At 70.6% G+C, this 12,089-nt stretch carries 7 protein-coding genes and 1 pseudogene; 2 read left to right on the top strand and 6 right to left on the bottom strand.

The features are described from left to right. Positions 1-68: 68 nt before the first annotated feature. A complete protein-coding gene (locus tag LE181_RS25350) occupies positions 69-971 on the bottom strand; it encodes a hypothetical protein (protein WP_225663814.1) in 903 nt (300 codons plus the stop codon). A 31-nt stretch (positions 972-1,002) separates the two neighbouring features. Here LE181_RS25350 and LE181_RS25355 point away from each other — a divergent pair, with 31 nt between their 5' ends. After that, on the top strand, positions 1,003-1,179 hold the full coding sequence (locus LE181_RS25355; protein ID WP_225663815.1) for a hypothetical protein: 177 nt from the start codon (positions 1,003-1,005) through the stop codon (positions 1,177-1,179). Positions 1,180-1,330: 151 nt separating this feature from the next. Here LE181_RS25355 and LE181_RS25360 read toward each other — a convergent pair whose 3' ends face one another. Together LE181_RS25360 and LE181_RS25365 are read right to left on the bottom strand one after the other, a co-directional pair. Continuing rightward, positions 1,331-2,323, bottom strand: a complete 993-nt coding sequence (locus tag LE181_RS25360; protein WP_225663816.1) for a TauD/TfdA family dioxygenase — start codon at positions 2,321-2,323, stop codon at positions 1,331-1,333. A 96-nt stretch (positions 2,324-2,419) separates the two neighbouring features. Next, positions 2,420-3,760 (bottom strand): cytochrome P450, encoded by a 1,341-nt coding sequence (locus LE181_RS25365; RefSeq protein WP_225663817.1) that lies wholly within the window; start codon positions 3,758-3,760, stop codon positions 2,420-2,422. Positions 3,761-3,887: 127 nt separating this feature from the next. Between LE181_RS25365 and LE181_RS25370 the strand changes: the two genes are divergently transcribed. Then, positions 3,888-4,940 carry a hypothetical protein gene (locus LE181_RS25370; protein WP_225663818.1) on the top strand — a complete coding sequence of 351 codons (1,053 nt, stop codon included), beginning with the start codon at positions 3,888-3,890 and terminating at the stop codon, positions 4,938-4,940. Between the two features lie 111 nt (positions 4,941-5,051). Here LE181_RS25370 and LE181_RS25375 read toward each other — a convergent pair whose 3' ends face one another. The 3 genes and pseudogenes from LE181_RS25375 to LE181_RS25385 form a co-directional block, all read right to left on the bottom strand. Continuing rightward, positions 5,052-6,320: a cytochrome P450 family protein gene (locus LE181_RS25375; protein WP_225663819.1), complete on the bottom strand. Its 1,269-nt coding sequence runs from the start codon at positions 6,318-6,320 to the stop codon at positions 5,052-5,054. A gap of 84 nt (positions 6,321-6,404) precedes the next feature. Then, positions 6,405-6,503: pseudogene (locus LE181_RS25380) on the bottom strand (MbtH family NRPS accessory protein); the annotation flags it as partial. A gap of 16 nt (positions 6,504-6,519) precedes the next feature. Then, a partial coding sequence (locus LE181_RS25385; RefSeq protein ID WP_263869403.1) for a non-ribosomal peptide synthetase occupies positions 6,520-12,089 on the bottom strand: 5,570 nt, incomplete at its 5' end.

Below are 12,089 nucleotides of genomic sequence, written 5' to 3' on the forward strand. Positions count from 1 at the left end.
GGCTGAGGCCGTGCGTCGACTTCGCAGGTGGGGGAGCGCACAGGGAGCGGGAGAGCCGCTGCCGGGCCCTACTCGGCGGGCGCCGGCACGGGGGCGTCGGCGCCGGCACAGATCGGGCGGGTGCGGGCCGCGTAGGAACGGGCCGCGACAAGAAGGCCGAAGCCCAGACCGCCGAACGCCAAGCCACCGAATTCCACCATCCAGGTGATCCCGGAACTAGTGGTGAATCCTCCGGTGGGCTTCATTCTCGGCAGCACACCGGCGGCACTGAGCGGAGCGAAGATCAAAAGGAGGACACCGTACAACGACAGGCCGAAGGCAGTCAGCCATGCCGGGAGCAGGGGCAGCAGGCGGGGGACCCGCCGCCCCGAGAGGAACAGCGTCCATCGGGGAAACACCTGCCCCCACGGGTACATCAGCCCCAGCAACAGGAAGATCCCGGCCATCGCAGCCAGTACGGTGACGTCGATTCCCACGGTGGAAAGCGCCCTGGCGACTTCGGACTCGCCCTTGTTCGACTCCCGCCACGCCTCGGCGGTGACACCGAGTGCGTCACCGCCCAGGGTCCAGACGGTCTTGACGCCGGCCCAGGGCAGGAGACCGCACATGAGCAGGTAGACGGTCACCCGGGTCCGCTTCGACGCGACGGAGGCCCGGGGATGGACGAGCGGGCCGTCATGGCCGCCTGTGTGCTCGTGGCCGCACCGGGGGCACCTGCCTCGAAGGCGTCGGCGGTACGACAGGCCGACGAGAACAAGCAGGGCAGCGCCCGCCGTGTTCAACAGGACACCCGTCAGGCCGGTGACGCTGTCCACCCCGGAGAACGAGGCCAGCGTCACGAAGTACGCGGGCAGGCTGGCCATGCCGAACGCGAACACGGGGAGTGCTGTGGCCAGCGACACCCCCACCGCCACCCGGGCGCGTGGCGCGAGCGTGCGGGTAGTGGCCAGACAGGCGGCAGCGGCCAGCACGGCGAAGGCGGCAAGGAGCAGGTGGACGCCCGTGGGAACCGATGTGTGCGGTGTCCACGGAACGGTGACCCCCGCCGCGGCCCACGTGGTCTCCACCGCGGCGTACGACGCGCCCCACACCGCCGCGACGAACGGTGCCCAGGTCGGCCACCGTCGCGACCACGCTGTTCGCCCCGCGTCCCTGCACGGCGGCCTGGGACCCTCGTGAGGTTGCGTCTTCGTGGGAACAGCCACCATGATTCCTCCGGCTCCGTATTACTGTCGCTCAAGCCTCCCCCGGCGTCCGCTGTCACGGCGTCCGCCCGATGGACCATCCGCATCCGCCGCACGGGGGAGGCGCATGCGTCAGGGGTTGAACATCAGAGCAACACGTAGCCGTTGTCGGGCCGGTGGCCCCGGGTCCGCCGGTGGTCCAGGTGCACGAAGGTGCGGTGCAGCCAGCGGTCACGGCCGTCGTAGCGGGGCGTGTAGGCGGTCCGCCCGTGAATGGCGATGCGGTTGTCCACGAAGGCCATGTCGCCCGGCTTCAGGACCAGGTTCTGCGAGGCGTCGAGGAACGCGCTCCGCAGCAGCTCCAGCGCCCACTTGGCCTCGTCGTCACAGGGGCTGGTGGCGTGGAAGTCCACCTTGACGTTCGGGTCGGCCGGGTCGCCGGTCAGCACTGCATGCGCAGCTGCCGCGTCACCGCCGCGGAAGGACGGCGGCGGAGCCGTGGTGAAGCGCCTGTCCTGGAGTACGCGTACGGCTTCCGTGGGCAGGAGCCGCAGGGTCGCACGGATCGACGAGACAAGGGTGCCCGCGGTCCCGGAGTGGTCGTCGCGGAGGCACAACAGGCCCACGTAGTCGGGTCGGTGTGGGTGGAACGCGTTCTCGACATGCAGTTCCAACGGAATGGAGCCGGCGTTGCTCTGTGACTCCTCCCTGCCCGGAACCGGAACGACGTTCTGTACGAGCGCGCCCGACTTCTCGTCCCGGTAGGCGGCTATCTCACCGATCTGCAAGGAAATCATCACGGCGACGGCCGCGGCTTCCGTGGCCACTCTTTCCACGGAATCCGGTTCGATGGGAGTCCGCGGCAGGTCCATTTCACTCACCGGCAGATGCCGAATGACCAGGATGCCGTCGGGCCCCGGATCATGCCGGTAGCCACGGAGGACCTCTCTCATCCGCAGGGGCAGACGGCAAGAGGTGTGTCGCGCTTGCGACAGCCATCGCGGATCATCGACGAAGGCCGGCGCCGTGGCGGCAAGTTCTCGTGCGAGCACGGCGACGTCGTGTCGTTCCGCTTCGGACAGGGCCAGAAGGATTGTTCCGGCACTTGAAGGTTCATCTATCTCTGACAGCGTGGTCATCTCTCTCCTCTGGCTCTCGCTTCGGCCGGTACCGCCCTGGGAACGCGCATCTCGTCACGGATACACCGTTCACATGGGTCCCCGTCCGAACAGGGGTCAATGGGAGGTCACCCGCCGGGTCAGCGTCACTGGCATCGAGGTGAATCCCCAGATCAGATTGGATTCCATACGCTTCGGCGCCTCGCGCGGCACCACCGCACCCACCCGCGCGACGAACTCCTCGAAGAAAATGGACAATTCACTGGTCGCCAGAGCCGACCCGAGACAGAAATGCGTTCCCTGGGCGAAGGCCAGGTGGCGGTTGGGGGTACGCGCGACGTCGAAACGGTCCGGATCGGCGAACACCGCTTCGTCGCGGTTCGCCGCGGGCAGCCACACCGCCACCTGGTCCCCGGGACGGATGGTCCGGCCCCCGAGGGTCACCTCCTGCCGCGCCGTGCGCAGCACGTGCAGGGCGGGACTGGTGAAGCGCAGGATCTCCTGAACCGCGGAAGGCAGCAGGTCGGGTTCCGTCCTCAGCCGCGCCCACTGGTCCGGTTCCCGCATGAGTGCCAGCAGCCCGCCCACCGTGGCATGGCGAGTCGTCTCGTTGCCCCCGGAGATCAGTCCGTTGCAGTTGAGCAGGATCTCCTCGTCGGTCAGGGGCGCACCGTCGACGGTGCCGTGCGCGAGCGCGCTGACGATGTCGTCCTGCGGGTCGCGCCGACGCTGCCGCAGGAGGTTGTCGTAGTAGACGAGGAGCTCGGTGTGCGCCTCCGCTACCCTCCTCGGATCGGTTCCGGCGTTCTCGTCGGCCCCGAACGCGATCATGGTCAGTTCGAGCATGAAGTCCCAGTCCGCGCGGGGCACTCCGAGCATGTCGGAGATGACGGACACCGGAAGACGGGCGGCGACCTCCGTGAAGTCGACGTCACCCTGCTCCAGGGCGGCTTCGATGACGCCGATCGCGGTCAGCCTGATGTTGTCCGTCAGGCGCCGGACCATCCGCGGGGTGAAGCCCGAGTTGATGACGCGCCGGATACCGCCGTGCCGCGGTGGATCGGTGACGATGAGCATCTTCCCGGCGGCGGCCTCGTTCGCCACCGGGTCCGCGTCAAGCCGCATCCCGCCGGTGGAGGAGAAGGCGGAGCTGTCCCTGAGCACCTGGGACGCCAGGTCGTGGCTCAGGACCGACCAGAAATCGGCCGCGGCGGGGCGCCGGGTGAGGAAGAGCGGGTGGGCCTTGCGGAGCCGGCTCCAGACCTCCTCGATACCCTCCGCGGCGTACCGACGGGGATCGGACAGGTCGGGTACGGCGCTGCTGAGCAGCGGATCGGTCATCTGGGACATGTGAACGCCGTTTCGTGCGAGCGTGTGGGATCCCCGGCCGGACTGCGGCGATGGAAGGGTGGCTACCATCCTGACCCGGCCCGGCCCTCTGGCCGCCGGCGCTTCCAAGATTTGAATACGTGCGGTGGCTCCGCTGCGCGGAGAGCGAGGCATCGTTGAGTCACGGCGGACTGCCGCTGGTGCCAAAGGAGTTCGTAAGGTGCACGACATCGCAGGTGGAACGGCGGGAGCCGACATGACTTCGCTTACGTGGACCGCATCCGGTCCCCCTACCCGGCCCGTGCCGCACGGTTCCGGACGGCGGCGGGCCCGGGCGGCACTCGCCGTCGCGGGTTGCGCCGCCGCCCTCGCAGCGACCTCGCTCGCCCGCCGCCGCGGTGGCGCGGTCGGTCCGTTCCCGGGTGAGCGGCTGATGAAGGGGGCGTCCGTGGTGGGCGGGTTGGCCCTCGCGGTCCTGGCCTCCGCAGGCCCCACCCGTCCTCGTGCACGCCGCATCGCGGAGCCCGTGGCTCTCGGTGCCGCCGCAGCACTGGTCCAGGGCGGCAGTCAACTGCTCTTCGACGCGCTGGCCGTGGCACTTCATCGGACGACCGGGCCGGCAGACCAGGAGGCCGCGGTCGTCGACGCGCCCCGAGTCGCCGCCCGTTGCCTCGCGCTGGGTTCGGCAGCGCTGACCGTTTCGGCCGTCCGGCAGCGTCCCGTGGGCGGAGCCCGCACGTGCACCCGGTGCGGGCGCCCCCTGCGCGGGGACGCCCCGCGCTTCCCGTCGTGGAGCGGTTACGCGGCCTGCGCACTGTCTCTGCCGTACCCGGTGGTCAAGCTGGCGTGGGAGTGCGGAAGTGATGTCGGGATCACCCGGCCCGACGTGATCCACAACATTCCGGGTGGGTGGCTGCCTGTCGTGCCCGCTCTCGCCGGGTCGGTCCTGTCACTGGCACTGGTGCGGCCCTGGGGCCGGGTCTTCCCACGCTGGGTACCCGCCGTCGGCGGCTCCCGGGTGCCGCGCCCGCTCGTACTGGCGCCCGCCTCGTTCGCCGTGGCCGTGCTGGCCCAGGTCGCTCCGGCCGCGCTCGTGACGGCAGTACGCCACTCCCTCGACCCCCTCAAGCCCTCGGTGGAGGAGATAGGGCTGCGCTCCTGGGTGCCGTTCACGTTCTACGCGTGCTGGCTGCTGTGGGGCATCGCATTGGCCGGTGCGGCATGGGAGTACCACCGCGCGGCCACGGACTGTCCGTGCGACGTACCGCAGGCGTCCGGGCCGGCGGCCCCGGGCTCGCTCGCCGCCTGATCCTCCGTCCCGGTCGGCCGCCAGCGCCACGCCCCCGCGCATGGCACGGCGCTCGGCCGGGCAACGGCCTGGTCCTCGCCGTGCGGCGGCAGGACCAGGCCGTTGCCGTCCTCAGACCAGCAGGACCGGCAGTTTCAGCAGGGTGCGCGAGATGGGGCTCGGGATGAAGGGCAGTTCCTCCGTGTCCGCCAGCCGCAGCTTGGGGAAGCGTTCCAGCAGACGACCGATCGCGATCGCTCCCTCCATCCTGGCCAGCGGGGCGCCCATGCAGTGGTGGATGCCGTAGCCGAAGGCGAGGTGCCCGGTGGCGGACCGGGTGATGTCGAGCACGTCCGGGTCCGGGAAGCGCTCCGGGTCCCGGTTGGCCGCGCCGAGGGAGAGCAGGACCGGCTGGCCCTTGCGGATGTCGACACCCGCGACGGTGGTCGGCGCGCCGGATATCCGGACGTTGGTGAGGAAGAGCGAGGGGTCGAACCGCAGGAACTCCTCGACCGCACCCGGCAGCAGCGACGGGTCGTTCTCCACGAGTGCCCGCTGTGCAGGGTCCCGCAGCAGCGCGTACACGCCGTTGCCGATCAGGCCCACGCTGGTCTCGAAACCGGCCAGCAGCACGATGAAGGCCGTCGAGAGCAACTCCATCTCACTGAGCCGGCCCTCATCGGCATCCCTGACGAGCACCATCTGGCCGAGCAGGTCGTCGGTCGGCGTCACGCGCCTTTCCTCGACGAGCTCCTTGATGACGTCGATGATCCGGTAGGCGATCTCCTCGCGGCCCTCGTGCGTGCTGCCGCCGGTGAAGTCCCGCGAGTTGCGGGACCACTCGTGGAACACGCCGCGACGATCCTCCGGAACGCCCAGCAGCTCGCAGATCAGCACAAGCGGCAGCTGCCAGGCGAAGCTCTCCATGAGGTCCACCGGTTCGCCGTCCGCACCCGCGCGGGCGAGGCCGTCCAGCAGTTCGGCCACCGCCTCCTCCACCCGCGGCCGCAGGCGTTCGGTCTGGCGGGCGGTGAATGCGGCGCTGAGCAGCTTGCGCAGACGCGTGTGCTTGGGCGGATCCGACACCACCGGATGTTCGTTGTAGATCCGCCAGATGCCCCCCTCCTCATCGGAGACCGGATCGTCCTCCGGATCCGGCTTCTGTCGCAGCACCGGGTCGAGATGAGCCTTGCGGATGTCCTCGTAACGGGTGGGGACCAGCCACCGCGAGCCGTCGGGCAGTTCGGCCCACCACACCGGCGCCTTCTCCCGCAGCCGGGCGAAGAAGCCGTACTGGTCCCTCACCAGTTCCGGGTCGGTCAGCTGGAAGACGGGGACCTCGCCGTTGTCACCGGACGGTGCCTGCGGGTGGTGCTGCTCCGTCTCAGGCGCTTGCTGCATCTGTGGTGTTCTCCTTCGTCGATGGGGTCCGGACGGCCGCTGTTACGACGGCCGTCCGGACCATGGGCTGCGGGCCGTCCTTCAGCCGGCAGGCACCTCGGCGAACACCGGCCACAGAAAATGCTGACCTTCGGCGTTCACCAGCACCAGGTGGGCGGCATCAGAGTTTTCGAAGGGATGAATCACTTGATTTCCTTCCCTACCGGTCGGATGCTGCCGGGTTCTCCCGGGCGTCGCGCAGGGACCGGGCGAGCACGGGCCCGATCTCCGCCCAGGCCGCGGCCTTGGTCATGTCGTTGTGGGGGCAGGCGATGTCGTGCCGGGTCACCCTTCCGTCGACGTACGGGTCCCACAGGTCCGGCGTGTAGGCCGAGCCCTCCTTGCCCACCGTGGCGACGAAGATCAGCACGTCGCCCCGGAACCGGTCCAGGCTGAAGTCCGACGTGATGCGGGCGATGTTGTTGCCCACCCGCGCCAGGGCCTCGATGTGCCGTTCCTCCAGACCCGCGATGGCGCTGTCACCGTCGTCGAGCAGGCCCCGGGCCCGGGCGTAGTCCAGCGGAGCGTCACCCTGCTCGGAGAGGTCGTGCCCCAGGTACGCCAGGAGCTGCCTGAGAACATCGTCCGCTCCCTCCTCGACCGCCTCGTGTGTGTTGAGCACCGGATAGGCGTCCAGGATGGCCAACGTCGCCACCTCCTCCCCCGCTGCCTGCAGCCGGGTGGCGATGAGGTGGCCCAGCACGCCGCCGAGCGACCAGCCCAGCAGGTGGTAGGGGCCGTGCGGCTGAATCCTCCTGATCTCCGCCAGGTAGTCCTCGGCCATCGCCGCCAGCGACTCCGGCAGCGCCTCGTCCCTCGCCAGGCCGCGTGCCTGCAGCGCGTAGACCGGATGGTCCGGGTCGATGTGCCGCAGTAGGCCCGCGTAGGTCCAGCTCAGTCCGCCGGCAGGCGGCAGACAGAAGACGGGCTCAGCGGCGCCGGTGCTGCGAAGCGGGAGAAGCACATCCAGCGGATCGCCTTCCTCCCCGGTCGTCAGCCGCTGGGCGAGACCCTCGACGCTGGGGCTCTCGAACAGCGCGGCGATGCTCAGCTTGGTCCCGAAGACGAGGTTCACCCGGCTGACCAGCGCCGCCGCCATCAGCGAGTCGCCACCGAGGTCGAAGAAGTTGTCCTCGATCCCGACCCGGCGCACCTCAAGCGCCTCGGCGAAGAGCTGGCACATGACCTCTTCACGCGGCGTCCGGGGCGCCCCGCTGGCCGCACTTCCCGCCGCGTCCGGCTCGGGCAGGGCTGCCCGGTCGAGCTTCCCGTTCCGAGTGACCGGCAGTGCCGGCAGCGGTACGAAAGCGGCCGGCACCATGTAGTCCGGCACCTGGGCGGCGACGTGCTTGCGCAGCACGGCCGGGTCGATCCCGGCACCGTCGTCCGGCACCACATAGGCGACCAGCCGACGGCCGCCCTGACGCAGCTCCCGCAGGACGACGGCGGAGTGGGCCACGTCCGGATGGCCGAGGAGCACTGATTCGATCTCGCCGGGCTCGATCCGGAAACCCCGCAGCTTGAGCTGTTCGTCGGCCCGGCTCACGAAGGCGAGCTGCCCGTCGTGGGTCCAGCTGACGAGGTCACCGGTGCGGTACATGCGCCCGCCGGGTGCGCCGAACGGATCCGGTACGAACCGTTCGGCCGTCAGGTCGCACCGGTTGAGGTAACCGCGTGCCAGGCCGGGTCCGCTCACGTAGAGCTCACCCGCCACCCCGGGCGGCACGGGCCGCAGCCGATCGTCGAGCACGTAGCACGACGTATTGGCGATCGGTCGGCCGATCGGGACGGACGCCGACAGCGGCTCGCTCATCGTGGCGCATACCGTCACCTCCGTGGGACCGTACGCGTTGATCATGCGCAGCCGCGGGGCCCACTGTTCGACCAGGTGCGGGGGGCATGCCTCGCCGGCGACCACGAGGGTGCGCAGGCCGGGCAGACCGTCCGACCCGACGGCGGCCAGAGCGGTGGGCGGGATCGTGGCATGGGTCACACCGTGGCGGGTGATCACCTCGGTCAGCGCCGGCCCCGGCATCAGCTCGGTCGTCGGCGCGAGCACCAGGGTGGCTCCTGCCACCAGGGTCGTGACGATCTCCGACACCGCCGCGTCGAAGCTGGGCGAGGCGAACTGCAGCAGCTTGCTGTCCGCGTCGATCGCGAACCGCTCGATCTGCGCCGCGGCGAGGTTACCGAGGCCGCGGTGGGTGACCACGACCCCCTTGGGACGGCCCGTGGTACCCGACGTGTAGATCACGTACGCGGCATCCTCCGGCGACGCCGGACCGGCCGGCGTCCATGGCGCGGCGGGCTGGGCCGCCCATTCGGCCAGCACCGCGGGATCGTCCAGAAGGAGCGTCGGGGTCCCGGCGCCGATCTCGTCCAGCAGGTGCACGGTGTCCGCGGTCGCCACGATCAGCGCGGGCTGCGCGTCGGCCAGGATGAACGCGCACCGCTCGGCCGGATAGCGGGAATCGATCGGCAGGTAGGCGGCGTTCGCGCGGGCGACGGCAAGAACGGTGACGACCGTCTCCGGCGTGCGCTCCAGGATCAGGCCGACCAGCGACCGCTCCCCGGCACCGTGCCGGGCAAGCAACCGTGCGAGCTGGTTCGCCCGCCGGTCGAGCTCCGCATAGCTCAGCCGCTCGTCACCACTGACGACGGCGGTGCGGTGCGGATTGGCCCGGGCCTGCTCCGCAACGAGCTCGGACCAGCGCAGCGGCGACACCGGGCGGAACGTCTCGTTGAACTCCCGTACGACCTGGTCGCGCTGCTCCGCACCGAGCAGGTCGATCTGCCCGACCGGCTGGTCCGGCGAGGCGACCAGGGCCTGCAGCCAGCGCACGAGCTGGTCGACGAGCCCGGTCACGGTCCGGGCGTCGAACACGTCGGGCTGATGGTCGACGCGCAGGCGGAGCGAAGGGCCGCGCATGGAAGCGCACAGTGCCAGCGGGTAGTGCGTGGCATCGCGTGTCTCGTCGTCGCTGACATCCACCTCACCGGGCTCGGACTCCAGCCCCTGGGGCGGTGCCGGGTAGTTCTCGAACACCGTGGCGGTGTCGAAGAGTTCACCGAACCCGGCGATCCGCTGGATGTCGGACAGCCGCAGGTACGAGTGGTCCATCAGCGCGGACTGCTGCTGCTGGATCCGGCCCAGCAACGCGATCACGGGTTCCGTCTGCTCCAGGCGGACCCGGACCGGCAGGGTGTTGATGAACAGCCCGACCATCGTCTCGATGCCCGGCACCTCCGGCGGCCGGCCGGACACGGTGGCGCCGAACACCACGTCGTCGCGCCCCGACAGCCGGCTGAGCATCGTGGCCCAGGCGCCCTGGACGATCGTGTTGAGGGTCAGCCCCTGCCTGCGGGCCAGCTCCGCCAGTTCCCCGCTGAGCGCCTCGTCCACGTCGACGACCTGACGCTGCGGCACCGCCGCGGCCCGCTGGCCGGCGACGGGTGCAAGCAGCAGGGGCTCCTGCAGCCCGGCCAGCGCCTCGCGCCAGGCGTTCTCGGCCTCGGCACGGTCCTGCCCGGCCAGCCAGGTCAGGTAGCCGCGGTAGGGGGCCGGCGCGGGCAGTGCCCGGTCGTCACCCGCCGTGCCGTACAGGGCGGCGAGCTCTCCCAGGACCACCGGCATGGACCACCCGTCGAGCAGGATGTGGTGGTTGGTGAACAGGAAGCGGTACGCGTTCTCGGCCACCCGGATCAGGGTGAAGCGGATCAGCGGTGGGCGGCTCGGGTCGAAGCGTCGGGTGCGGTCCTCCTCGACGATCCGCTCCACCTCGCGGTCGAGGGCGTCGCCGCTGAACGCCCGCAGGTCGTGCTCGTACCAGGGCAGGGCCAGGTCCTCGACGACCACCTGCACGGGGCGGTCCAGGTCGTCCTGGCGGAAGCCGACCCGCAGGTTCGGGTGGCGGCGCAGCAGTGTCCTGGCCGCCGCCCGGAGCGCCTCACGGTCCACATGTCCGTCCAGCGCCCACAGGAACTGAACCGTGTACGGGTCGTGGCTGTCCTCGTCGTAGCGGGCGTGGAAGAGCAGGCCCTCCTGCAGCGGCGACAGCGGCAGCACGTCGGAGAGGGCCGGCAGGCTGGACTCCAGCCGTTCGATCTGCTGCTGGGTGAGCCGGACCATCGGCAGGTCCGACGGGGTGCGCCCGCCGGCGCCCGGCCGCCGCAGCTGGTCGGCCAGCACCTGGAGGGCGGTGACCCACCCCTCGCACAGTTCCTGGATCTCCTCGTCGGTGAAGAGCCCGTCCGGCCAGGTCCAGGTGCAGCTCAGCGACGAGCCGCCGGTGAAGTCGTCCGTCCGCGCGTTGATCTCCAGGGCGTGGGCGAACGGCCGCTGTCCGTCGGCGCCACCGGTGTACCGCCCGGTCTCGAAGACCGGCTCGGTGGCGGTCGGCGGCAGTGCATCCTCGGGGGCGGTGAAGCGGCCGAGGTAATTGAAGGAGAGTTGCGGCTCGGCGCCGCCGGCCAGCCGCTTCGACGCCTCTGCGTCGAGGTAGCGGAGCAGGCCGTAGCCCAGTCCGTGGTCCGGAACGCTCCTGAGCTGCTCCTTCACCGCCTTCGCGGCCCGTGCGGTGGCCGGTCCGCCGGCCAGTGCCTGTGCCGGGTCGGTACCGGCGAGGTCGATCCTCACCGGGTACATGGCGGTCAGCCAGCCGACGGTCCTGGTCAGATCGACGCCTTCGACGACGTCGTGCCGGCCATGGCTCTCCACCGCGACGAGAACGTCCTCGCGGTCGGTGCCGCGCCACTTGGCACGCCACTGGCCGAGCGCCAGCGTGAGCCCCGTGAGCAACACGTCGTCGACGCCCGCGTGGATGGCGCGCGGTACGTCTGCCATCAGTGCGGTACTGAGGGCGGCCGGCAGCCGGACGTGTGCGAAGCGCGTCGCGGCGACGGTGTCACGGGCCGGGTCCAGCGGCCGGCGGCCGAGGAGGGGCTCCGGCTCGCGCACCATCGCCTCCCAGAATCCCGTCTCCTCTCGGCGTTCTGCCGCCAGCTCGTGGAGCCGGGCAGCCCATCCGCGCAGCGAGGTGCCGACCGGTTCGAGTGTGGCCGGCCGACCCCTCTCCGCCGACTCGTATGCCTCGAACAGGTCGGGCAGGAGCACGCGCCAGGAGACGCCGTCGACAGCGAGGTGATGCACCATCACCAGCAACTGTCCGCCACGCCGCGGCCCGGCGTCGAACCATACGGCTTGCACCATGATGCCGTCGTCCGGCGCCAGCCGCCCCATCGCCGCCTCACGGTGCGCGGTGATGGTGGACTCCAGCGTGTCGTCGTCGAGGTCCATCACGTCGACCCGCTGCAAGAGCTCGGCCGCGCGGACGGTGGCGGTCTGCGGGATGTACTGCTTCCACTCCTCGCCGGAACGCTCCAAGCGCATGCGCAGCGCGGCATGCCGGTCGAGCAGCGCCTGCAGTGCCTGTTCGAGCAGAGGCTGCGTGGCCCCTGCGGGGGCCGGCACGACACGTGACTGGTTGAAGCCCTCGATGGGTCCACCGAGTTCGCGCAGCCAGTGGACGATCGGCAGCAGGGGAACCTCACCCGTCTCCGGCTCGGCGGCGACGCCGGACAAGGCGTCGGAGGCCGACCGGGCCACGGTGGCGAGCTCGGCGACGGTCCTGTGCTGGAACACCTCACGCGTGGTGATCAGCAGTCCGGCGCGCCGGGCACGGCTGACGAGCTGGATCGACATGATGCTGTCGCCGCCGAGGTCGAAGAAGT

Origin of the sequence: Streptomyces sichuanensis (assembly GCF_020328095.1) — a bacterium.
In the GTDB taxonomy this organism is placed as follows: Bacteria; Actinomycetota; Actinomycetes; order Streptomycetales; family Streptomycetaceae; genus Streptomyces; species Streptomyces cinnamoneus.